The sequence below is a fragment of the Cytobacillus solani genome (assembly GCF_006704205.1).
Taxonomy (GTDB): domain Bacteria; phylum Bacillota; class Bacilli; order Bacillales; family Cytobacillaceae; genus Cytobacillus; species Cytobacillus solani.
In genome coordinates, this window is sequence record NZ_CP041305.1 from 3,463,237 (window position 1) to 3,488,816 (window position 25,580).

The window sequence follows — 25,580 nt, forward strand, 5'->3', positions numbered from 1 at the left end:
TTCCTTTAGGGTGTTTATCTAAATTCTTTTTCATGCAAGGGAATAAACCGGAAAGGACATAATAAGAAATGGAGGTGGTAAAAATGGCAGTAGAAAAGCAACTGGAACAAAATCAACGTGAAAAACCAATGTCCTTTATTACCTTGGTAATAGTAACTGGATTAATTGGTGGAATATTGTGGAGTGGTCTTGGCTATTTAGCCTACGTATTTAATTTAACAGGTATTAGACCCAATGTTATATTGGAGCCATGGACAATTGGGGACTGGAAAGAGGGCTGGCTTGGAACGGTTATTAGTATTGTAATGATTGGTGGAATATCCATTGTTCCAGCTTTTATCTATTATATTTTCTTACGCAGGTTCCCGAGTATCTGGATAGGGGCAGGTTATGGCATCGGTTTATTTATCGTTGTTTTTTTTATCCTCAATCCAATATTTCCAGGTATTGACCCTTTTAATGAACTTGAGAGAAATACCATTTTTACTTCTGTTTGTTTTTATATTTTATATGGTGTATTTGTAGGATATTCCATTTCATATGAAGAGAGCGAAATCAAATATAAAGAAAGAATGGAAAAAGACGCACAGCAGGATTCTAATTGAGAGAACTTAAAAAGCAGTTATATCCCCTGTTTGATCCTATCCTATTAAAGAAGCATTCTTAAAGTAGTGGAAAAGAAATCATTTATGATAAAATATTCTTGTAAATCAATCTTTTCCACGGGAGTGCGTAAATGAATAAAATATTATTATTGAATGGTCCCAATCTTAATTTATTGGGGAGACGTGAACCAGGTATATATGGTTCTACAACGTTAAAGCAGCTGGAAGAGAAAATTGTGGCTTTAGGCGAATCTAATGACACAGAAGTAGTCTGTTTTCAATCCAATCATGAAGGGGAGATCATTGATAAGCTTCATGAAGCAAATGATATCGGTGTGAATGGAATTATTTTTAACCCAGGTGCCTTCACGCATTATAGCTATGCAATAAGAGATGCAATTGCAGGGATACAGGTTTCTGTGATTGAGGTACATATTTCAAACGTCCATTCCCGTGAGTCCTTCCGTCATACCTCGGTCATTGCCCCAGTTGTGGCTGGACAAATTGTAGGCTTAGGCATGATTGGATATGAATTAGCCTTCCATGCTTTTCTAGAAAGAATAAAGGGGAGAGAATAAAAATGGAAAAATTACAAAGATTACGCTCAAGCTTTGAAAAACTAGGAATAGACGGCATGCTCATTACAAGTACATATAATCGCCGTTATATGACAAATTTTACTGGTTCTTCAGGGGTAGTGCTTATCAGCGGGGAGCATGCTCAATTTATTACAGATTTTCGCTATATTGAACAAGCTACTGCTCAATGTGCAGGGTATGAAATTGTTAAACATGCAGGCTCTATTCCAGATGAAGTAGCAGTACAAGTGAAGAAATTAGGAATAAAAAAGCTCGGCTTTGAACAAGATTATTTAACTTTTTCTGCTTTTAAAACATATGAAAAGGCCGTTCAGTCGGAATTAGTCCCTGTTTCTGGCGAAATTGAAAAATTACGCTTGATTAAGACGGATGCAGAGATTAAGATATTAAAGGTAGCGGCAGACATTGCGGATGCTGCCTTTAAACATATGGTTGAATACATCCGCCCAGGATTAACTGAGATGGAAGTTTCCAATGAGTTAGAGTTCTTTATGAGAAAAGCGGGTGCTGCCTCATCATCCTTTGATACAATTGTCGCTTCAGGCTATCGTGGTGCCCTTCCACACGGTGTGGCAAGTGATAAGGTAATTGAAAAAGGGGATATGGTAACTCTCGACTATGGTGCTTATTATAAAGGGTATGTCTCTGATATTACACGAACAGTAGCAGTCGGTGAACCTGATAAAAAGCTTAAGGAAATATATGACATTGTATTACAAGCACAAATGCGCGGAATGGATGGCATTAAGCCAGGGATGAGCGGAAAAGAAGCAGATGCTTTAACACGTGATTATATTACCGAAAAGGGGTACGGAGAATATTTCGGACATTCTACTGGCCATGGGATAGGCTTGGAAGTTCATGAAGGACCATCTCTTGCTTCTAAATCAGATATTATTCTTGAACCTGGAATGGTCGTAACGGTAGAGCCTGGCATTTACATACCAGGATTAGGCGGTGTCCGTATTGAAGATGATACTTTGATTACGAATGACCATAATGAAACGCTAACACATTCAACAAAGGATTTAATTATTCTTTAATAGCTTGCGTCTGGGGCTAGTGAATTATAGTAGCAGAGGCGTTGAAACTAGGCACGAAAAGCTAGACAATTAGGAGGAGTTACATGATTTCAGTAAATGATTTTCGTACAGGTTTAACAATTGAAGTTGATAACGGGATTTGGCGTGTAATGGATTTCCAACATGTTAAGCCGGGAAAAGGAGCGGCATTTGTCCGTTCAAAATTGCGTAATTTGCGTAACGGTGCTATTCAGGAAAAGACTTTCCGTGCAGGTGAAAAAGTTGCAAAAGCACAAATTGACAATCGCAGAATGCAATATTTATATGCAAATGGAGATCAGCATGTTTTCATGGATAACGAATCTTATGAACAAATTGAACTGCCAGCAGCATCTATTGAATATGAACTAAAGTTTCTAAAAGAAAATATGGAAGTTCAAATCATGTTGTATCAAAGTGAAACACTTGGGGTCGAACTCCCAAATACGGTTGAATTAGAAGTAACTGAAACAGAACCCGGCATTAAAGGTGATACTGCTTCAGGCGGCACTAAACCAGCAACACTTGAAACAGGTCTAATTGTTCAAGTCCCTTTCTTTATCAACCAAGGCGATAAATTAATTATTAATACTACAGAAGCTTCATACGTTTCACGTGCATAATATGGAAAATGAAAATCCCGAAAGGAAGTCCTTTCGGGATTTTTAGTTGTCTTTTTTTATTGTTGACCGGCCTTCTGCCCCAGGGGAAATATCTGTATCACTTCGATTATTATAGGTAGGATCAGAAATTGCTTCGGTTCTATTATCACGTGTTCCTCCAAGATATCTGTACTTTAAATCTCTTTGGTTTTTTAAGAATTCTTCGCGATTTTCGTTTGTCATAAATACTTTCCCTTCATTTCTTTATTTCAGCCATATATAGTATTGTTATCTACTTCCAATAGATTATGATAATAAATATCAGATTTCTCCTTCTATTTATTTCCACTTGTACAGTTGGCTAATATAAGCTAAGATAGGAATACAGAAGCTGCGTTGTTCGCTTGTATATGAAGTTTCAACCTTTATTTAGAATGAGGGAGTTCAATATCATTGCTGGAACATCATGCCTCCATTTGATGAGGACGAATGAGAAAGCAATTGCGGACACCCACCTGTTGGAGCAGGTATGAAACTCCGTATAAATCGGCGGCAAAGGCGGCTATACATAACAAATGAGAAAAGCAATAACCAAATGGGTTATTGCTTTTTTTATTTCATGAATATATATATTCAGCAGTGATATAACTTTTAAATTCTATTGTCCCTGGCTGAATTGGAGTAGCAACCTCGCTTTTTGCAAAGGCGGTTGCCTGGAAGGGAATAGGGGCACCTTGCTGATGTATATTTTCTATCACTTGTATTGGTGTTTTTATTAATTTGACACCTAAAGTCCCCGCAATTGTTTCTGCTTTCTGGAAGGAATTTACAACTGCTAAGGATAGCGCCTGTTGGACGAACTGGTCAGCATCCTTTGTAGTAAATTGTATTCCAGAGACGATGTTTGCACCATTGCTGACAGCTGTATCAATGACTATCCCGGTATTTTCTATATGTTCAATAGTAACAAGGAGAAGATGTTGAACTTTATACCCTCTAAAAATTTGTTCTCCATCCTTATAATCATATTGCGGAAAGATAGAATAGTCGACAGTTTGAATCTGTTGCTCCGGCACTCCAAGTTTCTTTAATGCCTCCTTAATCCTCGCTATGATTATTGAATTATTATTCTGAGCCTGTGTTACATCCATAGCCTCAGTAGATGCCCCTAATGTCACCTTAGCCATATTTGGCTGCACTGAAACTCTGCCTTCCCCAAAAACACTTATTATATTCATCCTTTTATTTGACATGTAATTATTTCTATATGGCGGATAGTAGTACATTCTCTCCTGCACTTCCCTTCACTATTTTGGCTTTATTTATATGTACGATAAAAGGAAAGGCAACATTCGAAAATTTTAATAGAATTTAGGGCAACAGAAGAAATCAAGTCATATTGTTTTAAAGCAGGCATACATTTTAAGTAGTGCTAGTCCAAATAGAAAAGCGAAAGCGCCTTGTTCAGGGGCGACAAGCATAAGACGAGCCGACGGGAAGGTTGCTCTTTAACCTTCATGGCGGATGGGCTTATGACCTCGAGCCCCTAGGCGCAGCAGCTAGACAAATAGAAAAGCGAAAGCGCCTTGTTCAGGGGCGACAAGCATAAGACGAGCCGACAGGAAGGTTGCTCTTTAACCTTCATGGCGGATGGGCTTATGACCTCGAGCCCCTAGGCGCAGCAGCTAGACAAATAGAAAAGCGGAAGCGCCTTCGGAACAATCAAAGTGCCGATTGTTCCTGCGGGGATTACTCAAAGGAGATTTCCTTAGTGCCCACCCCCGACAAGCACAAGTTTGCTAGTAAATCAGACTATGATTAGGAGGATTAGTGCATTGGAAACGATTCTAGCCTTTTTGCCGAAAACGATAGCTGATCAATTGCAGCATTTTTCCCCTCCTCAATTGCTGGAGTTAGAAGAGATACGAGTCCGAATTCATCGACCCGTTGAATTAACTGTGAAAGGAATTCCGACGTTTTTACCCTATATTGTAAAACCGGATGATGCTGTTCATCTGCTAAATAAAATTAGCCACTTTTCCATCTATACCCTTGAGGAAGAATTGCGGAGGGGTTATATCACAATTGAGGGTGGACATCGTGTGGGATTGGCAGGCAAGGTTATTCTTGAATCTGGCAAGGTAAAAGCGATAAGAGACATTTCATCCTTTAATATCCGAATTGCCAGAGAACAAATTGGTATTGCCGACAGGCTAGTCCCTCATTTATATAATGAGAGCTGGCTTCATACGATGATTATCGGTCCACCTCAAACAGGTAAAACGACGCTTTTGCGTGATATTGCAAGAATCATATCTAGCGGGGATAAGAATGGGCTTTTCCATTCATATAAAGTAGGGATCGTTGACGAACGATCAGAAATTGCAGGAAGTGTAAATGGAATCCCGCAAATGACATTTGGCCCTCGAATCGATGTCCTTGATGCTTGTCCGAAAGTAGAAGGGATGATGATGATGATTCGCTCGATGAGCCCCGACGTACTGATAGTTGATGAAATTGGCAGGCAGGAAGATGCAGATGCCATTATGGAAGCGGTAAATGCCGGAATCAAATTAATGATGACAACACACGGCACCTCATTAGAAGAGATAAGAAAACGGCCAACCATTCGACCTATTCTTGAGATGGGTATTTTTCAGCGCTTCATTGAATTGAACAGGAGAAGCGGGCCCGGAAGCATAACGAGCATGAAAGATGGGACAGGCCGAGAACTCCTGAATGAAGTGAGAAGTGATGTAAGATGGTGAAAGTCATAGGGGCTATTTTTATCATTATAGCTACTACTTGGGCTGGATTTGAGGCGGCCAGACATCTAAATGAGCGGCCGCGTCAGCTGCGGCAATTAAAATCAGCACTCCAGTCTTTAGAGGCGGAAATTATGTACGGCCACACCCCACTGCACGAGGCCGCAAGAAGGCTTGCTTCGCAGCTATCAAAACCGCTGTCGTCCTTCTTTGAGTCCTTTGCGAAAAGATTGACTCATTCAGAAACAACAGTGAAAGATGCCTGGGAGCAGAGTTTAAAGGAAATATGGAAAATTACTGCACTAAAGCAAGGGGAATTTGAAATCATGAAACAATTCGGGGAAACATTAGGCAGGCATGATCGGACTTCTCAGCAAAAGCAAATTATGCTTACCTTGGCCCATTTAGAACGTGAAGAAGCAGATGCATATGATAAGCAGGCAAAATACGAAAAAATGGTTAAAAGCTTAGGTTTCTTATCAGGGCTTTTACTAATTATCTTATTAATGTAGAACGAGGCGGAGGAGAGTTTATGGGCTTAGAGGTCGATATTATTTTTAAAATTGCTGGTGTGGGGATTGTTGTTGCATTTTTACACACAATCCTTGATCAAGTGGGGAAGAAGGAATATGCCCAGTGGGTGACATTGTTTGGCTTTATCTACATTTTATTTATGGTTGCTTCCATTGTTGATGATCTGTTTCAAAAAATTAAGTCTGTCTTTCTTTTCCAAGGCTAAAGGAGGGCTTCGCCATTGAAATTCTCCAAATAGTTGGTGTGGCACTTGTTGCTACATTTCTTGCATTGATTGTAAAAGAACAAAAGCCAAATTTCGCCTTCTTACTAATTGTATTTGTTGGCTGTGCAATTTTCCTTTTTTTGGTTGATCAAATTTATGCGATTATCCACATGATTGAACAAATAGCAGTAAATGCAAAAATCAATATGATGTATATTGAAACAATCTTAAAAGTAATTGGGATCGCCTATATTGCTGAATTTGCTGCCCAAATCACAAAAGATGCGGGTCAAGGAGCCATTGCTTCCAAGATCGAGTTAGCAGGGAAAATTTTAATCCTTGCAATGGCCATTCCTATTTTGACAGTAATGATTGAAACAATCATTCAAATGATTCCTGGCTAGACCGAATCCAACTGTAGTTCCCACCTCACGATGCTGCATAGCTCTCCTACCATTCCAATTTTATTGAATCCAGAATTTTCAAAAACAGCCTTCTAAAATGAGGTGTAACAATGAAGCATTTGATGCTGAAAGTGATGTTTCTCAATCTTTTCCTGTTTTTTTTACTAATTCAAAGTGTACAAGCCTCTCCAGATACTACTAACGTAAATGAAGATTTAGATGTAATTAACCCGCAGGCAATCGTTGACTCCCAACTTGATTCACTTAATATCGACGAATTAAAAGGGTTTTGGGAAAAAATCAGCAATGAATATGGCGGTTTTTTACCAGAGAGTCAAAAAGGAAGTCTATATGAATTTTTAAAAGGAGAAAAAAGCTTTTCCTTTCAGGAATGGGTTTCGGGTTTTATAAAGTTCATTTTCCATGAGTTTATTGTCAATGGGAAACTGCTGGGTTCGTTAATCCTTCTGACTGTATTCAGCATGTTTCTGCAATCACTGCAAAACTCTTTTGAAAAGAGCACAGTCAGTAAAGCGGCATATGCGATTGTTTTTATGGTTTTAATCATTATTGCATTAAATAGCTTCCATGTTGCCATTAGCTATACACAGGAAGCAATTGACACGATGATTTCTTTCATTATGGCGCTTATTCCGTTGTTGTTAGCATTAATTGCTTCCTCAGGCGGAATCGTATCAGCTGCATTCTTTCATCCGGTCATCCTCTTTTTAATGAATATGAGTGGATTATTTATCCAATATGTGGTTCTCCCATTATTATTTCTATCTGCATTACTTAGCATTGTTAGTACATTATCAGAGAATTACAAGGTGACCCAGCTTGCTAATTTGCTGAAAAATTGGAGCATAGGACTTCTCGGAACATTCCTAACTGTCTTTCTCGGCGTTATCTCTGTTCAAGGGGCATCTGCCGCTGTAACAGACGGAATTACGCTGCGGACGGCAAAATTTATCACCGGAAACTTTATCCCGGTCATAGGACGAATGTTTACAGATGCTACAGATACGGTGATTAGTGCCTCTGTCTTATTAAAAAACACAGTAGGGATCGCAGGTGTAGCGATTTTAATCATCATTGCTGCCTTTCCAGCAATCAAAATATTAATGATTGCTTTCATATATAAATTTGCAGCTGCGATTTTGCAGCCCTTAGGCGGAGGGCCAATCATTACCTGCTTGGACATCATCAGCAAGAGTGTCATTTATGTTTTTGCCGCTCTCGCTATTGTCTCGCTAATGTTTTTTTTAAGCATTACAGTTATTATCGCAGCCGGAAACTTGACGATGATGGTCAGGTAGGAGGTGAGCTAAATGGATTTTATTAAAGAATGGATAACGAATATCATCTTATTTGTGCTCTTGGCAACTGTTATTGATATGCTCCTTCCAAATTCAAATTTGCAAAAATATATCAAAATGGTTACGGGACTTCTTCTGATTGCGATTATTTTGACGCCAATATTGAAGTTAGTCTCCAATGATTTTGAAGAAGTGCTCGCAGCAATCCCTTCTATTGAAGCATCTGGAGAAAAAAACTTAGAAAATTCCATCGAAATGCAGAAAAAAGAAATACAAGCATTCCAACATGCATATATTTTAGAAGAAATGCGTGTCCAATTAAAAAAGGATACGGAAGAGGAGTTGATGGAACAGTACGGATTGGAAATTGTGAATGTAGATTTTTTAGCAGATGAATATGATCAGCGTGCTTCCCCAGAAAACTTGCAAAAGGTTGTAGTCTATCTTAAACACATGGATGAAGTAACCGAAGCTGTTGAAGTGGTAAAAAGGGTAGAAATTAATACTGAAGAAACTCTTCCTTCAAATCAGGCAAATGATGAAACAAAAAAAGTTGCTTCACTAATCGCACAAAAATTGGGTGTGGATGAAAACATGATCGAAGTATCGGTAGAAGGAGGGAAGATGAATAAGGATGGATAAGGATAAAGGACCTTTAAATTTTTTAAAAAAGCTATTATCAAAGGATGAACAGTCAGATAAAAAGCCAGGCAAATATCAATATTTGCTGCTTGTCCTTCTCTTTGGAGCTGCAATCATGCTAGTCAGTAATATCTTTTTTAAAGATAAAACGGCAGATACAAGCTTGCCAGTTTTTAATAATCAAGCTGGAGCTAAGAATGAAGAGGATGTTGCTACCTTTGGCAAGGAGCAGCCAGAAGGCAATAGTGTCATTGCTGATTATGAGCGAGCATATGAAACACAAATAAAAGAAATTCTTGATGACATTGTAGGAGTCGAGGGTGCCACAGTTCTTGTGAACGTGGATGCAACCGAACAAAAGGTGTTAGAGAAAAATACAACAAGTAAGACACAAACGACGGATGAAACAGACCGTGAAGGTGGAAAGAGAAAGGTAGAAGATCAATCGAAGGAAGAGCAGCTAGTCATCATTAGAGAGGGAGAAAAAGAGGTTCCAATTGTTCTGGAAACGAAAAAACCAAAAATTAGAGGTGTGGCCATCGTGGCAAAAGGAGCAGAAAATATTCAAGTGAAAAGCTGGATCATTGAGGCGGTATCAAGGGGTCTTGATGTACCAAGTCATCGAATATCAGTCATGCCGAAAAAAACGAAAGCTAAGGGGGAATAATAAATGTTATTGAAAAAACAAACAGTCTGGTTGTTAACAATGCTAAGCCTTGTTGTCGTATTGTCTGTGTACTATATTACTTCACCTGAACAAAGAGGAAATGATTTAGCAGATACGGAAGAAAATGCAGAACAAAAAAATGAAGAAGCGGTAAATACGGACTCTACTGATGCTGATAGTGATATCATTACAAATGCTGCTGGCGATGAAAAGTTCGAGGCATTACGACTACAGTTAAATGACGAGCGCAACAAACAAGTTGAAGAATTGACTGAAGTGATGGCTACTACAGATCTACCTGCAGAAGAAATTAGCGGAGCAAAGGACCAAATTGATAAGCTTGATGAATTAGCAGAAAAGGAATACATTCTTGAAACGCTTATTAAGGCGATGAATTATGAAGATGTTCTTGTTCGTGCAGATGAGAAAAATGTTCAAGTGACTGTGAAAGCAGAAAAGCTTTCTCGCACAGAAGCGAATGAAATTATTCGCCAGGTAAAAAGTGAAATTGGTGACCTGCAATTAGTAACAGTGGAATTTCAGCCTGAATAATATCAAATTCGGAAGCTGTGCTTAGACAAAATAGCGAGGGGAGATCCCTCGCTATTTCTTTTGTAACTCGATCAGCTGTTCTATTGAATCATGGGCATTGGATACAGAAATAAATAACTGTTCATGATGATTTGTTTGAAGGCCAACTGTTGATGCAATCTCTTGCAGGGAAGCACTAGCTTGTTCAATTACCGAGCTAAATTCACTAATGGATTCACCAATTAGGTTTGATGAATGGTAAATTTGTTTAGTATGTGAATCGTATTGTGTAATATCATCTTTAAGATTGAAAAAGGTTTTCTGGATCTTTTGAAAGACCTCTTGTGTTTCATTGGCAAGGGAAAGATTATTCGTTAATTTTTCTCCTGTAGTATAAATTGTATTTTTTGTGCGTTCTGTATCCATCATTACATTTTGTAAGTTTTCAGTGATTTGCGCAGCTGTTTTTCTTGAAATATCTGCAAGCTTCCTTACTTCTTCAGCTACTACAGCGAATCCCTTTCCGCTAGCACCAGTCCTAGCAGCCTCAATGGATGCATTTAAAGCGAGAAGATTTGTTTGATTCGCGATATCCTGAATCGCTGAAGCAAATTGGGATGTTTCTTTCACAAGGCTTCCTAATGAGGAAATTTGGGTATTTACAACACTCATTTCAGCTAAAGAAAAAGAAATATCCTCACGAAGATTCGTTACTAAAGAATCTCCTTCATAGGTTGTTTGTTCAGCGTCAATCGCATCTTTATGAAGTTTATCGACGAGATGGGCTGTATTTTCAGCAAGTTGATTCGCTTCGTTAAGCGCGTGCGTAATATCAATAATCGTATCTGTTTGCGTTTGTATGCCTGCTGAGATTTCTGTAATTGTATCATTCATTTCAATTGCAGATTGGTAATTTTCTTTACTAAGCCGTTTGACATCTTCTATAAGAGAAGAAATACTAGTGGTACTGTTAGCAACGGTTTCCTTCATTGTGATGTTATTCTCCAATAATAATTGCGTTTCTTTTTGGGCTGAAACAATATTCTTCGATAATTTTTTTGCTAGTGCGAGCTGAAAAGTTAGCAGAATTGTTATTAGTATAAAGAGTAAATACACGGTCACATAATTTTTTCCTTCTAGTGGAAGCTGATCGTGGTGCATAACCGTAAATACAGTTATTACAACTAAACCGATAGCTGAAGCGAGCCATAATAAACATCGTTCCATATAAATAGCTGCAAGGGCAAGAATGAAAAAGATGAGAAAATAAGCAGTTGGAGAAACACTATTTTCCATAATGATAAACATAACACCAGCTACTAAAAAAATGGATAAATAGGGAATGACTTTCATTGCTCTCTTTAAATAGTGGATGATAGCGACAATGCCAACCCCTACACCACCAGTAATTATAATGGATAAAATAACGGCAATTTCTTTTTTCATTACTATATCCACAAGGGCTGCTAGGATGACACATACAAAGGCAGCTTTCACAACTAGGGAGTTTTTCCTTATTAAGTCTTCCTTTTTAATCTCTTCAATCGTCTTCATTTCCACTCTCCCTCTCACTTCTAGTCCATTTGAATGATTATTTCGCTATATTTATTCAAATTTCCTCTGTAAATAGTCACAAAGTTTTCAAAAACAGAGAAATGCATCTTTAAAGTGAAGGTTTCAAATGATAAGGTTGAAAGAAGGAAAATGAAAATATTATGCATAGTTGATAATCCCGTATTGAATTTTAATAAGATCTTATCGTATGATATTAGTAGCTAGTCATAATTTTTTCATCGTATTATTTTCTAATGTTTTTTTAGGAATAAACGAATTGATAATAAGGGGTGCCAAAAATGTTAAAAGTTCAGGAAATTCGTGAACTGATTAAACTTGTTGATCAGTCGAATATTGATGAGTTTGTATATGAGCATGATGGATCGAAAATTAAGATGAAGAAGAAAACAGCAGAGGCTGTTGTTGTTCAGCCGGCTAAAACGGTTATTGAAGAAGTTCAAACACCTAAAGAAGCTGTAAAAGCTCCGGTTAAACAAGAGACAGTTGTAGAACCAGCTGTTACTGAAGCAGTTAAAGAAACTGAAAATCTACATAAAATTGTTTCGCCAATGGTAGGAACGTTCTATCAATCATCCTCACCAGATGCTGAAAGCTATGTAAAAACAGGATCGAAAGTATCAAAAGATTCAATTGTTTGCATCGTAGAAGCAATGAAGCTGTTTAATGAAATTGAAGCTGAAATTAATGGAGAAATTGTTGAAATATTAGTTAGTGATGGACAATTAGTTGAATACGGTCAGCCATTATTTTTAGTAAAGCCTGAGTAAGGAGCGGTAACAGGATGATTAAAAAACTGTTAATTGCAAATAGAGGAGAAATTGCTGTTCGTATTATTCGCGCTTGCCGCGAAATGGGCATTGAATCTGTTGCAGTATATTCTGAAGCTGATAAGGAATCGCTTCATGTTCAGCTTGCAGATGAAGCCTATTGCATTGGTCCGACAGCATCAAAGGATAGTTATTTAAATTTCACGAATATTATTAGCGTCGCTAAGCTAACGGGTTGTGATGCGATTCATCCGGGATATGGATTTTTAGCAGAGAATGCCGATTTTGCAGACCTTTGCCGAGAATGTAATATTATTTTTGTCGGTCCTACTCCAGAGGCAATTACGAAGATGGGAACGAAGGATATCGCAAGAGAGACAATGAAGGAAGCTGGCGTTCCGATTGTTCCTGGTTCAAATGGGATAATTAAAGATGTAGAAGAAGCCATTGAACTGGCTAATAAAATTGAATATCCGGTGATTATTAAAGCTACGGCTGGCGGCGGCGGAAAAGGAATTCGTGTCGCACGTAACGAGGCAGAGCTTGTAAAAGGGATTACGATTACCCAGCAAGAAGCCTTAACTGCATTTGGAAACCCAGGTGTTTATATAGAAAAATATATTGAAGATTTCCGCCATGTTGAAATACAAGTGCTTGCAGATTCGTTTGGAAACGTTGTTCACCTAGGGGAAAGAGACTGCTCTATTCAAAGACGTCTGCAAAAACTGCTTGAAGAAACTCCTTCACCTGCATTGGATGAGGAAACGCGTAATAAAATGGGTAATGCAGCTGTAAAGGCAGCACAAGCAGTTGATTATACTGGGGCAGGAACGATAGAATTTATCTATGATTACCATGGACGCAACTTTTATTTCATGGAAATGAATACACGGATTCAGGTTGAACACCCAGTAACAGAAATGGTAACGGGTGTGGATTTAATTAAAGAGCAGATTAAAGTGGCATCAGGTGAGAAGCTGGAATTTAGCCAGCAGGATGTAACTTTTAGTGGCTGGTCGATTGAATGCCGTATCAATGCTGAAAATCCAGAAAAGAACTTTATGCCATCTGCAGGGAAAATTACCATGTATCTCCCTCCTGGCGGTTATGGTGTTCGAGTTGATTCTGCTGCGTACCCAGGGTATGTGATTCCGCCTTACTACGATTCCATGATTGCAAAGGTAATCACTTATGGACATACAAGGGATGAAGCTATTGCTCGGATGAAAAGAGCATTAAGTGAATTTGTTGTAGAGGGTATCCATACGACAATTCCGTTCCATTTAAAGCTTTTAAGCCATGAACAGTTTATAGATGGAAATTTTAATACAAAGTTTTTAGAAATATATAATGTAATGGATAAAAAAGATTAAAATGGAGGTGCAAGGATGAGCGAAAATATTTTAGAGATGAATAAAGAAAACGCTGGTCTTGGTAAAGTTGAAATTGCTCCTGAAGTGATAGAAGTGATAGCTGGTATCGCGGCATCAGAGGTCGAGGGGGTTGCCCAAATGCGCGGGAACTTTGCTTCAGGTGTTGTTGAACGTTTAGGAAAGAAAAACCATGGTAAAGGCGTTAAGGTTGAGTTATCTGATGAGGGAATTAAAGTGGATGTTTATTGCTCAATGACGTTCGGTATATCCATTCCGAATGTAGCGCAAAAAATTCAAGATAATATCCGCCAGGCTCTTCTGAATATGACAGCGCTAGAAGCACAAGAAGTAAATATTCATGTAGTCGGTATTACATTTGAAAACCAAAAGCATGAAGTGGAAGTAGATCAGGAAATGTAAAGAGTGAGGCCAAAGACGTTCATTTTGTCTTTGGCTTTTTTACGTTACAAAAAAACTTTTTATACTGTGATCTAAGACGTTTAATTACTAAATATTTCTTGCTAAAGTAATGAATGACGGTTTATAACCGTTTTTACAAGGGGAATGATGATGGTATAAGAAGATGCGTATTCGATATACTTATGCTATGATTACTAATGTATTTTTTGAACGATTATAGCAGAAATTTTCCCTGTAAAAGGAGTTATGGAATAGATGAAAAGAAGAACAGCCAGAGAAAAGGCATTACAAGCATTATTTCAAATTGATATGAGTCAGGTAGAACCAGGTTCAGCCATTGAACATGTACTGGAAGGTGCGCCAAATGATAAATATTTAAGCAAATTAGTACATGGTGTATTAGAGAATAAAGACCATATTGATCAATCAATTAAGAAGCACCTTTCAAATTGGACACTGGAAAGATTGGCAACCGTAGATCGAAATCTATTAAGATTATCCGTTTATGAGTTACAGTTTGGCAGTGAAGAGATTCCGCCAAATGTTGCAATTGATGAAGCCATAGAAATTGCAAAAATGTATGGTGACGATCAATCAAGTAAGTTTATAAACGGTGTTCTATCAAAGATTAAACAGCAACTGTGATTCATTCAACCAGCGGTTTACTCACATTACATTAGGAGGAAGCTTAAATGGGGAAAAGTTTAATTGATGGAAAAGAAATTGCTAGACAAAAGAAAACCTTAATTGCTGAAGAGGTTGAGAAACTAAAAAAGGACGGTATCGTTCCTGGTCTTGCTGTTATCTTAGTTGGAAATAATCCAGCCTCTAAAACTTATGTAACCAACAAAGAAAGAACATGTCGTGAGCTTGGCATGCATTCTGTGTTAATTGAACTTCCTGAATCAGTAAGTGAAGAAGCCTTATTAAATCAAGTAGCTGAATTAAATGAAGATTCGAGCATTCATGGCATTCTTGTACAAATGCCATTGCCAGACCATATTAATGAAAAAAAGGTAATTGAAGCGATTTCACCTGAAAAAGATGTGGATGGATTTCACCCTGTAAATGTCGGCCGGATGATGACAGGTCAGGATTCTTTCTTACCATGTACACCTTATGGGGTTATGGAAATGTTAGATTACATAGGTGCTGATATTGCCGGGAAACACGTAGTTGTTGTTGGGCGCAGTAATATTGTTGGGAAACCAGCTGGACAGCTATTTTTAAATAAGAATGCTACCGTTACTTATTGCCATTCCAAAACACCTGACTTGAAAGCTTTTACAACGCAGGCAGATATTCTTGTTGCAGCTGTTGGCAAGGTTAATATAATTACGAAGGACCATGTGAAAGAAGGAGCAATTGTCATCGATGTCGGCATGAATAGAAATAGTGAAGGCAAGCTCTGTGGCGATGTGGACTTTAGCAATGTGAAGGAAATTGCAAGCTATATTACTCCAGTTCCTGGAGGCGTAGGCCCAATGACCATTACAATGCTCATGTTCAATACCTTAAAAGCAGCGAAAGCCATTAAGAACAAAGCGACTACAGTGTAAAAATTAAATAAAAATAATCACTCTGCCTTTTCATTAGACACCTTTCCAATCCGTTTATATGTGACGGCTGGAATAACTAAATCTATCATGAAAGGGCAGTTTTATTGTCGTATTATTCTAAGAAGAGAAAGATTTTAATTTTGGATTTTAAGAATTGTCTAGCTACAACGCCTATCGCCTATCAAACTTCGGCGATTACCAAGGCGCTTACGCTTTTCTAATTTTAAGGAGACTGACTATTTTATGAATGATAAGCGATATTTAACAGTCAATGCTCTAACGAAATACATAAAAAGAAAATTCGATGCAGACCCACATTTACAGGATGTCATGGTAAAGGGAGAAATATCAAATTTTAAACAGCATTCGAGCGGACATATGTATTTTACCTTAAAGGATGAAAAAGCTCGGGTTCTTGCTGTTATGTTCTCGAGATATAACCATATGATGAAGTTTTCTCCTGAAAACGGAATGAAGGTGCTAATAAGAGGGGACCTAACTGTTTATGAACCGAGCGGTCAATATCAAATTTACATTAAGGAAATGCAGCCAGACGGAATCGGGGATTTATATTTAGCTTATGAACAGCTAAAGGAAAAATTGGAAAAGGAAGGCTTGTTCTCGGCAGAATCTAAAAAACCAATCCCAAAGTTTCCGAAAACTGTCGGAGTGGTCACTTCACCGACGGGGGCTGCCATCCGTGATATTATTACAACGATTAAAAGGCGTTATCCTGTAGCGAACATTCTTATTTTTCCTGCTCTCGTTCAAGGTGGACAAGCAGCTCCTTCCATTGTGAAAGCCATTCAAATGGCTAATAGCCGTGAGGAAGCAGATGTCCTGATTATTGGACGCGGAGGCGGATCTATTGAAGAATTATGGGCCTTTAACGAAGAAATAGTAGCAAAATCTATTTTTCATTCTCGTATTCCGATTATTTCTGCGGTTGGTCATGAAACAGATTTTACAATTGCAGATTTTGTAGCTGATTTAAGAGCGCCTACACCGACTGGAGCAGCAGAAATGGCAGTGCCGCATATTGAAGATTTATCGGAACGGATTTTTAATAGACAGTCTCGGATGATTCGAGCATTAAAAGAGCAATTAAATCTACAAAATGAAAGGCTTGCAAGAATTCAAAAATCTTATGCATTCCGCTATCCTCATAAATTATATGAACAAAAGCTTGAGCAGGTCGACAAATGGACAGAGCAGCTCCAGAGAGGTTCAAAAAAGCTTTTTGAATTGAAAGCTGAAGAGTGGATAAACCTGCAAAAAAGATTGAAGCGAAGCCATCCAAATGAAAGAATCGATGAAGCCAAGCTGCATCAGGAAAAGGTGCAGAAATCATTAAATCGAGCGATAGCAACAATTTTTGCATTGAAAGAAAAAGACTTTTCCCACATGCTTACAACATTGGAAGCGCTAAGCCCATTGAAAATTATGGATAGAGGGTATAGTCTTGTTTATTCTGATGAGGGAAAATTGATTAAAACAGTCAATCAAGTGAAGCGGAATGAGCAAATAAAGGTAAAGGTATCGGATGGTGCTATTCATTGTTTAGTAACAGATATTGAGGAGTGAGAAGGATGTCTGCAGAACAAAAACTTACTTTTGAAGAAGCGATGAAACATTTAGAAGAAATTGTTGATAAACTGGAGGAAGGAGATGTACCTTTAGAAGAAGCTATTAATATTTACAAAAAAGGAATGGAATTATCAAAGCTGTGCCATGATAAATTGAAAAATGTGGAGTCTCAGCTAACAGAAATTTTGACAGAGGACGGACGAAAAGAAAATTTCGTCATAACTGAGGAGGAGTAATTTTGTCACAAGAATCGTTTTCAACATTTGCAAGCACACACAAACTGTTACTTGAAAAGGAATTAAGGGATCGTGTGAATCAATTAACTGCCCCTCCAGTTATTAAGGAATCAATGCTTTATTCTTTGGAGGCAGGCGGTAAGCGGATTAGGCCATTGCTGCTTTTTGCAACATTATCTGCTTTTGGGGAGGACACAAGAAAAGGATTACAAGCGGCTGCAGCAATCGAAATGATTCATACGTACTCCCTTATTCATGATGATCTGCCGAGTATGGATAATGATGATTTAAGAAGGGGAAAGCCGACAAATCATAAAGTTTTCGGGGATGCCTTTGCTATTCTGGCAGGAGATGCTCTTTTAACATACAGTTTTCAGCTGCTTGCGGAAACGCCTGATGATTTTGCAGATGCGTCGACAAAGCTTGCTTTAATCAAGGAGCTAACTAAAGCATCTGGCGCAGAAGGAATGGTAGGCGGCCAAGTTGCGGATATAAGCGGAGAAGAGAAAGATTTATCGTTAAGTGATTTAGAGTATATTCATATTCATAAAACTGGCAAACTCCTTGAATGCAGCGTTGTTTCCGGAGCTATTTTAGCTGGAGCAACAGAAGAGCAAATCAAAATTCTTGCAAAATTTGCTTATCATCTTGGTCTTGCTTTTCAAATTCGAGATGATATTCTTGATTTGGAAGGAGTCGAAGAGATAATTGGCAAACGCGTAGGAAGTGACGAGATCAATCATAAAGTAACCTATCCATCCCTTTTATCTCTAGATGGGGCGAAGGATGCCCTGCATCAACATATTGAATTAGCAAAACACCAATTAAAGACAATAGGATTAAATGTCGAATGGCTTGAGGCAATTACAAATTTGATTGAGACAAGAGATCACTAATAAATAACTGAAGTATTTCCACAAGAACAAGCAATTTTGCTTTTTCTTGTGGATTTATTTCATACTGTTATAATATACACTATAAAAAACTTTTGAATTAGAAAATTGTCTAGCTTCTGCGCCTACCCCCTGACAAGCACAAGCCAATCCTCCCAGAAAGGAAAGAACGCCTTTCCGAGAGGCTCGTCTTGTGCTTGTCAGGGGTGACCACTAAGGAAAGCTCCTTAGAATAATCGTCGCAGGAACAATCTGTAGTTTGATTGTTCCGAAGGCGCCTCCGCATTTCTATGAACTAATGAAAGTGAGTGATCCGTTGAATGGATCTTATGAAAATTAAGGACCCTTCTTTTTTAAAGAAACTCTCAAATAAAGAATTACAAACATTGAGTCAGGATATACGACAATTCCTGATTGAAAGGTTATCAAGCACTGGCGGCCATATAGGACCTAACTTAGGTGTTGTTGAGCTAACAATTGCCCTGCATAAATGTTTTGACAGCCCTAAGGATAAAATTATTTGGGATGTTGGTCACCAATCGTATGTGCACAAAATTTTAACGGGCCGTGCAGATCAATTTGATACTTTAAGACAGTATAAAGGTTTATGCGGGTTTCCAAAAATGGCTGAAAGTGAACATGATGTGTGGGAGACAGGGCATAGCTCCACTTCCTTATCAGCTGCAATGGGAATGGCTATTGCGAGAGATTTGAAAAAAGAGAGTTCCTATGTTGTACCAGTCATTGGGGATGGTGCATTAACAGGTGGGATGGCTTTAGAAGCATTAAACCATATTGGTCATGAAAAGAAGAATATGATTGTGATTCTAAATGATAATGAAATGTCTATTGCACCGAATGTTGGAGCTTTACACAATGTTCTCGGCAAACTTCGCACGGCTGGGAAATATCAGTGGGCAAAGGATGAGCTCGAATATCTTCTTAAGAAGATCCCGGCAGTTGGAGGTAAGCTTGCTGCAACTGCTGAGAGAGTAAAGGACAGCCTTAAATATCTGTTTGTCTCCGGTGTGTTTTTTGAAGAGTTAGGCTTTACGTATTTAGGCCCAGTTGATGGACATGATTTCGAAAATTTATTCGAAAATCTAAGTTATGCGAAGAAAACAGAAGGACCGGTTCTTCTTCATGTGATTACAAAAAAAGGAAAAGGCTACAAACCAGCTGAAAATGATACGGTTGGAACATGGCATGGGACAGGTCCATATAAAATGGACACAGGCGATTTTGTTAAGCCAGTGAATACACCACCTGCGTGGAGTAAGCTAGTGAGTGAAACGGTTCGGAAACTGGCAAGAAAAGATGAACGAATTGTTGCGATTACCCCAGCCATGCCAGTTGGATCCAAGCTTGAAGGCTTTGCCAATGAATTTCCAGAGAGAATGTATGATGTGGGAATTGCAGAACAGCATGCGGCAACAGTAGCTGCAGGCCTTGCGACACAAAAAATGAAGCCATTTCTAGCGATATATTCAACATTCCTTCAACGTGCATATGACCAAGTCGTACATGATATTTGCCGCCAAAACTTAAATGTTTTTATCGGGATTGATCGTGCTGGTCTTGTAGGTGCCGATGGTGAAACGCATCAAGGTGTATTTGATATTGCTTTTTTAAGGCATGTTCCGAATATCGTTCTAATGATGCCGAAGGATGAAAATGAAGGACAGCACATGGTTTATACAGCTGTCCAATATGATGAAGGGCCAATAGCAATGAGATTTCCGCGAGGCAATGGACTTGGAGTACCGATGGATGAGACACTAAAGCCAATCCCTATAGGAACGTGGGAGGTACTAAAAAAAGGTCAGGATGCAGCTATTTTAACGTTTGGCACAACAATTCCGATGGCTTTGGAAGCGGCAGGCATTTTAGAAAAACGCGGAGTTTCAGTTAAAGTAATTAACGCAAGATTCATTAAGCCGTTAGATCAGGAAATGCTTTTAAAACTATTTAAAGAAAATATGCCGATTTTAACTATTGAAGAAGCGGTTCTCCAAGGAGGATTCGGCAGCTCTATACTAGAATATGCTCATGAAAAGGGATTCCACCATATGGAAATTGACTGTATGGGAATTCCTGATCAGTTTATTGAGCATGGAAGTGTAGAGAAACTTTTAGAAGAAATCGGCATGACCACGGATGATGTAGTAAAGCGAATGAACATTCTAGCAAGAAAAAAACAAAAAAGGGCTTAAGCATGAAAATAAAGAAAGAACGATTAGATGTTTTATTAGTTGAAAGAGGATTGGCAGAAACAAGAGAAAAAGCAAAAAGAACCATTATGGCCGGACTTGTATTCAGTAATGAAAATCGCCTTGATAAGCCAGGAGAAAAAGTAAATAGTGATATTCCATTAAGAATAAAAGGGAAGGTTTTACCTTATGTAAGCAGGGGCGGTCTAAAGCTTGAAAAGGCTTTAAAAATATTTAACTTAAATGTGAAGGATAAAGTTCTTTTAGATATTGGCGCCTCTACAGGTGGCTTTACGGATTGTGCACTGCAGAATGGGGCAAAAATGTCCTATGCTTTAGATGTTGGCTATAACCAGCTAGCGTGGAAGTTAAGGCAGGATGAGCGTGTTATTGTGATGGAACGAACGAATTTCCGTTATGTGACACCTGCAGACCTGACAGAAGGGATGCCGAATCTTGCATCCATCGATGTATCCTTTATCTCATTAAAATTGATCCTTCCTGTACTAAAGACGCTGCTCGTATTGAATAGTGATGTGGTTGCACTTGTAAAACCTCAGTTTGAAGCAGGCCGTGAACAAGTAGGGAAAAAAGGAATTGTCAGGGATTCGAAGGTACATGAACAGGTCCTTGAAATGATTATAGAATTCTCACTTGGTCTTGGATATAATGTATGCGATCTATCGTTCTCTCCAATAACTGGAGGAGATGGTAATATAGAATTTTTACTCCACCTTTCCTGGACTGGAGAAAAGGCGATTGGGGAAAACATGCTTCAAACAAAGCCAAAGGATATCGTACAGGAAGCTCATTCAGAATTAAAAACAAAACAATCCAATCAAGAGGAATAGGCTGTGGCTTATTTCTTTTTTTTTCGGGGAGAATAACAAAAAATATTTATGTTAGATTGCAGTAAATATTCCCCCGGAAATTGAAGAAAAATTGTACATTATAGGGAAAATCAGCTAACATATAGGTAGGATTTAGTGTTTTTTCCTTAAAATATTTATTAAATTCACGAGTAAAGTCTTATGGAAAAGAAACATAAATTGAGGTGAAATAATGAATAAAGGCCAACGCCATATTAAAATTCGGGAGATTATTGCAAATAATGATATTGAGACACAGGATGATCTTGTCGATGAGTTAAAAAGTGCTGGTTACAATGTAACACAGGCAACCGTTTCAAGAGATATTAAAGAACTTCATCTTGTAAAAGTACCTTTAATTGATGGGCGGTATAAATATAGTCTCCCAGCTGACCAACGTTTTAATCCATTACAAAAGCTAAGAAGAAATCTTATGGATGCATTTGTTCGAATTGACACTGCGGGTCATCTTCTCGTTATGAAGACCTTGCCAGGAAATGCAATGGCCATTGGAGCATTAATTGATAATCTGGATTGGGAAGAGATATTAGGAACGATTTGCGGGGATGATACAATCTTAATTATTTGTAGAACACCTGAGGATACGGAAGCTATTTCAAACCGCTTTCTTGAAATGCTATAACTTTAATCAGCATAAGTCTTGCTTTTAGAAAAGAAATGAATATAAAAAAGCATTCCATTTTTACACGGTCAAACCAAGCTGAATAAAGTTAAAGACTCCGGCAGATGACTCAGATTTTTTGGAACTTATTGAGCATGCTCGTTAAAAATCTGGGCGCAAATCCGCCAGGGCGTATTTGATATGGGGTGAGAAGATTCATGATAACTGAATTATCGATAAGAAATTTTGCAATTATTGAAGCCCTATCAATTTCCTTTGATAAGGGCTTAACTGTATTAAGCGGGGAAACAGGAGCGGGAAAATCAATTATTATTGATGCTATACATTTACTTGTAGGTGGAAGAGGATCTGCTGAGTTTGTCCGTCATGGATCCGAAAAGGCGGAAATTGAAGGATTATTTCAACTAGACGATCCAAACCATCCATGCTTTGCAAAAGCAAATGAATTTGGCATTGAGCTTGAGGATGGAATGGCTATTTTACGAAGAGATATTTCTAGCAATGGAAAAAGTGTTTGTCGAATAAACGGAAAGCTTGTTACAATTTCAACTTTAAGGGAAATTGGCAGTACACTTATTGATATACATGGACAGCATGAGCATCAAGAGCTCATGGATGAAACGATGCACCTTTCTCTTCTTGATCAATTTGGAGGCGAAAAGATTACTTCGGCTCTTAAAGAATACCAGCAAGTGTACCATACTTACGAGCAAAAGGTAAAACAATTAAAGAATCTAAGCGAAAATGACCAGCAAATGGCACATCGACTTGATTTGATTCAATTTCAGCTTGATGAAATTCGCTCAGCTGACTTGAAGTTAAATGAAGATGAGGAGATGCTAGAAGAAAAACGGAAGCTTAGTAACTTTGAACGGGTATATGATTCCTTGCAATCAGGTTACAATGGATTACAAGGAGAATATAAAGGGCTGGATTGGATTGGGCTAGTGATGGGGCATATTCAAAATGCGGCAGAGCTTGATCCTGCATATAAGGAATTAGCCGAGTCTGTTTCTAATAGCTTCTATCAGCTGGAAGACGCAGCACGCACGATTCGTAATGAAATGGATTTTCTTGAATATGATCCAGTTAGATTAGCCGAAATCGAAGATAGATTGAATGAAATCAATCAATTGAAGCGGAAATATGGCAAAACTGTAGAAGAAGTCTTGGAATATGCTTCGAAAATTGAGGAAGAAATAGAAACATTGTTAAATAAGGAAACGCATATTGACCAACTAGAAAAGGAAATTGCTTCTCTAAAGAAGGACCTTTTAATCGAAGCAGAAGAATTAAGTGCACTTCGGAAAATTTCCGCACAAAATTTAACAGAATTTATTCACAAAGAATTAAAAGAGCTCTATATGGAGAAAACTGTATTTGAGGTTCAATTTATCAAAAATACAGAAAGCTTCATGAGGAATGGAATGGATAAAGGTGAATTTTATATTTCTACAAATCCAGGGGAACCATTAAAGCCCCTTTCTAAAATTGCCTCAGGAGGAGAGCTTTCTAGAATTATGCTTGCGTTAAAGAGTATTCTTTCTAAGCATCAAGGCGTAACCTCCATCATATTTGATGAAGTTGACACGGGAGTAAGTGGCCGGGTTGCCCAGGCAATTGCAGAAAAGATTCATAAAGTGGCTGTTAATTCCCAAGTTTTATGTATTTCTCATTTGCCTCAAGTGGCAGCAATGGCTGACACACATTTATATATTGCAAAGAATATCATTGATGGACGAACAAAAACAACGGTTAAATCACTAAATGAATCCGAAAAGATTAAAGAAATTGGCCGGATGATTTCTGGTGTCGAAATTACTGAATTAACGAAGGAACATGCAAAGGAGCTTCTTCAACTTGCAGAGCAATTAAAGATACATTGAAAAGCTATCCAAAGGAGGATAGCTTTTTTCTCTCTATACCAGTTATAAATGCTCGCCTTGCAGGCAAAATTAAAGATGTAGCCATTTGACGTTGTGGATTAGAAGCGAGGAGAGTGAAAAATTTGACATTAAATGTTTTTAGAAAAATAATTGGTGGAATTCTCCTTGTTTCATTAATTGCAATTGGTTTCTCAAAACCCTTTCAAGAATATTTGCATATACCAAATACGATTACTCTTTTTGAAGGTCAGCATTTTGAAATGACAAAGGCCAAATTGGTGTCTGCAGAGCTGTCTTCAATGAGTGAAAGCATTGCTCTTAAAGAAGACATACATTCAGTCTCCCTGGAAGGAAATAAGCATGGAGAAAATGAAATGTTTTTAGAGCTAGCAGGTTTTCCGATCAAAAAGGTTGATGTAAATGTATTGAAAGATTTTAAAGTTATTCCTGGCGGTCAATCAATCGGTGTAAAATTAAATACGATTGGCGTACTTGTTGTTGGCCACCATCAGATTGACACTTTAGATGGTAAAGCATCCCCTGGAGAGATAGCGGGAATCAAAATAGGGGACATCATAACTGAAATAAATGGGAAAAAGATTGAAAAAATGTCGGATGTTGCTCCCTTTGTTCAAGAAGCAGGAAATACAAGCACACCTCTAAAAATAATGCTTAATCGTGAAAATGAAAAAATATCAACTGAATTAACTCCGATGAAAGATAAGGCGGAGGGTTCATATAAACTTGGCTTATATATTAGAGATTCGGCAGCAGGAATTGGAACGATGACTTTTTACCATCCAGAATCAAGAAAGTATGGTGCGTTAGGTCATGTTATATCTGATATGGATACGAAGAAGGCAATTGTTGTGGATGATGGACAGATTGTTCGTTCAACGGTCACCTCAATTGAAAAAGGAAGCAATGGGAATCCTGGTGAAAAGCTAGCTCGTTTCTCGCCTGATAAAGAAGTCATAGGAAATATTGTTAAAAACAGTCCATTTGGTATTTTTGGCAAGTTAAATCAAGATGTTAAGAATGGCGTTTTTGATAAGCCGATGCCGATTGCTTTATCCCATCAAGTAAAAGAAGGTCCAGCTCAAATATTAACAGTTGTGGATAATGACGAAGTTAATCTTTTTGACATCGAAATTGTAAGCACGATCCCCCAAAAGTTTCCAGCTACAAAAGGGATGGTCATAAAAGTAACGGATCCTAAGCTATTAGCAAAAACAGGCGGTATTGTTCAAGGGATGAGCGGGAGTCCTATTATACAAAATGATAAAGTAATTGGGGCAGTTACCCATGTCTTTGTAAATGATCCAACCTCTGGCTATGGTGTCCATATAGAATGGATGCTGCATGAAGCCGGGATTAACATCTATGAACAGCCAAGAGAGAAAGCATCTTAATAATAAGGGTTAATGATGGGAGACAGAAGGAAAACCTTCTGTCTCTTCATTTATGTTATAATGGAGTAAAGATTATTCGACAAATATAATGAAATTAGTCGAATTTGAGAGAAAATAAAAGAAAACTAATGAATTTATCCTATTTTTGAGAAAATTTAAAAAAACTAAAGGATTTTCTGTTGCATTGTCGAATTTCTCAATTAGAATAAAAATATA

General features: G+C 38.0%; 28 protein-coding genes and 1 other RNA gene. 26 read left to right on the forward strand and 3 right to left on the reverse strand.

All coding sequences use genetic code 11. The annotated features are described in order from the left end of the window. Positions 1-83 precede the first annotated feature (83 nt). The 4 genes from FI644_RS17315 to efp all read left to right on the forward strand — a co-directional run bounded on the left by FI644_RS17315 (position 84) and on the right by efp (position 2,888). Positions 84-605 (forward strand): YqhR family membrane protein, encoded by a 522-nt coding sequence (locus FI644_RS17315; RefSeq protein WP_053476974.1) that lies wholly within the window; start codon positions 84-86, stop codon positions 603-605. Positions 606-736: 131 nt separating this feature from the next. Beyond that, positions 737-1,183, forward strand: coding sequence for a type II 3-dehydroquinate dehydratase (gene aroQ, locus FI644_RS17320; protein ID WP_053476973.1), 447 nt, complete (start codon positions 737-739; stop codon positions 1,181-1,183). Positions 1,184-1,185: 2 nt separating this feature from the next. Continuing rightward, the gene (locus FI644_RS17325; protein ID WP_053476972.1) at positions 1,186-2,247 is read left to right on the forward strand and encodes a M24 family metallopeptidase; all 1,062 of its coding nucleotides are present in this window, start codon (positions 1,186-1,188) and stop codon (positions 2,245-2,247) included. A gap of 83 nt (positions 2,248-2,330) precedes the next feature. Beyond that, on the forward strand, positions 2,331-2,888 hold the full coding sequence (gene efp, locus FI644_RS17330; RefSeq protein WP_056685514.1) for an elongation factor P: 558 nt from the start codon (positions 2,331-2,333) through the stop codon (positions 2,886-2,888). A gap of 42 nt (positions 2,889-2,930) precedes the next feature. Here efp and FI644_RS17335 read toward each other — a convergent pair whose 3' ends face one another. Next, positions 2,931-3,110, reverse strand: coding sequence for a hypothetical protein (locus FI644_RS17335; RefSeq protein WP_053476970.1), 180 nt, complete (start codon positions 3,108-3,110; stop codon positions 2,931-2,933). A gap of 142 nt (positions 3,111-3,252) precedes the next feature. Between FI644_RS17335 and ssrS the strand changes: the two genes are divergently transcribed. Continuing rightward, a non-coding RNA gene (gene ssrS, locus FI644_RS17340) (6S RNA) lies at positions 3,253-3,436 on the forward strand. 48 nt (positions 3,437-3,484) lie between these two features. On the opposite strand, the gene FI644_RS17345 is transcribed toward ssrS, so the two are convergent. After that, positions 3,485-4,153, reverse strand: coding sequence for an SIMPL domain-containing protein (locus FI644_RS17345; RefSeq protein ID WP_212139242.1), 669 nt, complete (start codon positions 4,151-4,153; stop codon positions 3,485-3,487). Positions 4,154-4,702: 549 nt separating this feature from the next. Between FI644_RS17345 and spoIIIAA the strand changes: the two genes are divergently transcribed. The 8 genes from spoIIIAA to FI644_RS17385 all read left to right on the forward strand — a co-directional run bounded on the left by spoIIIAA (position 4,703) and on the right by FI644_RS17385 (position 9,955). Next, positions 4,703-5,635, forward strand: coding sequence for a stage III sporulation protein AA (spoIIIAA, locus tag FI644_RS17350; RefSeq protein ID WP_053476968.1), 933 nt, complete (start codon positions 4,703-4,705; stop codon positions 5,633-5,635). Further along, positions 5,629-6,144 (forward strand): stage III sporulation protein SpoIIIAB, encoded by a 516-nt coding sequence (gene spoIIIAB / locus FI644_RS17355; protein WP_053476967.1) that lies wholly within the window; start codon positions 5,629-5,631, stop codon positions 6,142-6,144. The genes spoIIIAA and spoIIIAB overlap by 7 nt, the downstream gene beginning before the upstream one ends. Positions 6,145-6,164: 20 nt before the next feature. Next, positions 6,165-6,371 carry a stage III sporulation protein AC gene (gene spoIIIAC / locus FI644_RS17360; RefSeq protein ID WP_009794945.1) on the forward strand — a complete coding sequence of 69 codons (207 nt, stop codon included), beginning with the start codon at positions 6,165-6,167 and terminating at the stop codon, positions 6,369-6,371. Positions 6,372-6,385: 14 nt separating this feature from the next. Beyond that, entirely contained in the window at positions 6,386-6,775 is a 390-nt protein-coding gene (spoIIIAD, locus tag FI644_RS17365) for a stage III sporulation protein AD (RefSeq protein WP_172797718.1), read from the forward strand. 110 nt (positions 6,776-6,885) lie between these two features. Continuing rightward, positions 6,886-8,094, forward strand: coding sequence for a stage III sporulation protein AE (spoIIIAE, locus tag FI644_RS17370; protein ID WP_053476965.1), 1,209 nt, complete (start codon positions 6,886-6,888; stop codon positions 8,092-8,094). Between the two features lie 12 nt (positions 8,095-8,106). Beyond that, complete coding sequence (spoIIIAF, locus tag FI644_RS17375; RefSeq protein ID WP_053476964.1) at positions 8,107-8,736, forward strand: stage III sporulation protein AF; 630 nt, start codon at positions 8,107-8,109, stop codon at positions 8,734-8,736. Continuing rightward, positions 8,729-9,403, forward strand: coding sequence for a stage III sporulation protein AG (gene spoIIIAG, locus FI644_RS17380; protein WP_053476963.1), 675 nt, complete (start codon positions 8,729-8,731; stop codon positions 9,401-9,403). The genes spoIIIAF and spoIIIAG overlap by 8 nt, the downstream gene beginning before the upstream one ends. A gap of 3 nt (positions 9,404-9,406) precedes the next feature. Continuing rightward, the gene (locus FI644_RS17385) at positions 9,407-9,955 is read left to right on the forward strand and encodes a SpoIIIAH-like family protein (protein ID WP_053476962.1); all 549 of its coding nucleotides are present in this window, start codon (positions 9,407-9,409) and stop codon (positions 9,953-9,955) included. Between the two features lie 51 nt (positions 9,956-10,006). Here the strand turns inward: FI644_RS17385 and FI644_RS17390 are convergent, their stop codons facing one another. After that, positions 10,007-11,488 (reverse strand): methyl-accepting chemotaxis protein, encoded by a 1,482-nt coding sequence (locus tag FI644_RS17390; protein WP_142108662.1) that lies wholly within the window; start codon positions 11,486-11,488, stop codon positions 10,007-10,009. Between the two features lie 299 nt (positions 11,489-11,787). On the opposite strand from FI644_RS17390, the gene accB reads away from it, so the two are divergent. The 13 genes from accB (at position 11,788) to spoIVB (ending at position 25,364) form a co-directional block, all read left to right on the forward strand. Then, entirely contained in the window at positions 11,788-12,276 is a 489-nt protein-coding gene (accB, locus tag FI644_RS17395) for an acetyl-CoA carboxylase biotin carboxyl carrier protein (RefSeq protein ID WP_053476960.1), read from the forward strand. Positions 12,277-12,290: 14 nt separating this feature from the next. Then, positions 12,291-13,649 carry an acetyl-CoA carboxylase biotin carboxylase subunit gene (accC, locus tag FI644_RS17400; protein WP_053476959.1) on the forward strand — a complete coding sequence of 453 codons (1,359 nt, stop codon included), beginning with the start codon at positions 12,291-12,293 and terminating at the stop codon, positions 13,647-13,649. 15 nt (positions 13,650-13,664) lie between these two features. Beyond that, complete coding sequence (locus FI644_RS17405; RefSeq protein ID WP_053476958.1) at positions 13,665-14,069, forward strand: Asp23/Gls24 family envelope stress response protein; 405 nt, start codon at positions 13,665-13,667, stop codon at positions 14,067-14,069. Between the two features lie 255 nt (positions 14,070-14,324). Then, the gene (gene nusB, locus FI644_RS17410) at positions 14,325-14,714 is read left to right on the forward strand and encodes a transcription antitermination factor NusB (RefSeq protein WP_053476957.1); all 390 of its coding nucleotides are present in this window, start codon (positions 14,325-14,327) and stop codon (positions 14,712-14,714) included. 47 nt (positions 14,715-14,761) lie between these two features. Beyond that, positions 14,762-15,628: a bifunctional methylenetetrahydrofolate dehydrogenase/methenyltetrahydrofolate cyclohydrolase FolD gene (gene folD / locus FI644_RS17415; RefSeq protein ID WP_053476956.1), complete on the forward strand. Its 867-nt coding sequence runs from the start codon at positions 14,762-14,764 to the stop codon at positions 15,626-15,628. A 243-nt stretch (positions 15,629-15,871) separates the two neighbouring features. Further along, a complete protein-coding gene (gene xseA / locus FI644_RS17420; protein ID WP_053476955.1) occupies positions 15,872-17,212 on the forward strand; it encodes an exodeoxyribonuclease VII large subunit in 1,341 nt (446 codons plus the stop codon). 5 nt (positions 17,213-17,217) lie between these two features. Continuing rightward, positions 17,218-17,451, forward strand: coding sequence for an exodeoxyribonuclease VII small subunit (locus FI644_RS17425; RefSeq protein ID WP_053476954.1), 234 nt, complete (start codon positions 17,218-17,220; stop codon positions 17,449-17,451). Between the two features lie 2 nt (positions 17,452-17,453). Then, positions 17,454-18,347: a polyprenyl synthetase family protein gene (locus tag FI644_RS17430; RefSeq protein ID WP_053476953.1), complete on the forward strand. Its 894-nt coding sequence runs from the start codon at positions 17,454-17,456 to the stop codon at positions 18,345-18,347. Positions 18,348-18,664: 317 nt separating this feature from the next. Beyond that, positions 18,665-20,557, forward strand: coding sequence for a 1-deoxy-D-xylulose-5-phosphate synthase (dxs, locus tag FI644_RS17435; RefSeq protein ID WP_053476952.1), 1,893 nt, complete (start codon positions 18,665-18,667; stop codon positions 20,555-20,557). 2 nt (positions 20,558-20,559) lie between these two features. After that, positions 20,560-21,405, forward strand: coding sequence for a TlyA family RNA methyltransferase (locus tag FI644_RS17440; RefSeq protein ID WP_053476951.1), 846 nt, complete (start codon positions 20,560-20,562; stop codon positions 21,403-21,405). A gap of 211 nt (positions 21,406-21,616) precedes the next feature. Then, positions 21,617-22,066 carry a transcriptional regulator AhrC/ArgR gene (ahrC, locus tag FI644_RS17445; RefSeq protein WP_053476950.1) on the forward strand — a complete coding sequence of 150 codons (450 nt, stop codon included), beginning with the start codon at positions 21,617-21,619 and terminating at the stop codon, positions 22,064-22,066. Between the two features lie 197 nt (positions 22,067-22,263). After that, positions 22,264-23,952 carry a DNA repair protein RecN gene (gene recN / locus FI644_RS17450; RefSeq protein WP_053476949.1) on the forward strand — a complete coding sequence of 563 codons (1,689 nt, stop codon included), beginning with the start codon at positions 22,264-22,266 and terminating at the stop codon, positions 23,950-23,952. Positions 23,953-24,074: 122 nt separating this feature from the next. Next, on the forward strand, positions 24,075-25,364 hold the full coding sequence (gene spoIVB / locus FI644_RS17455; protein ID WP_053476948.1) for a SpoIVB peptidase: 1,290 nt from the start codon (positions 24,075-24,077) through the stop codon (positions 25,362-25,364). Positions 25,365-25,580 lie beyond the last annotated feature (216 nt).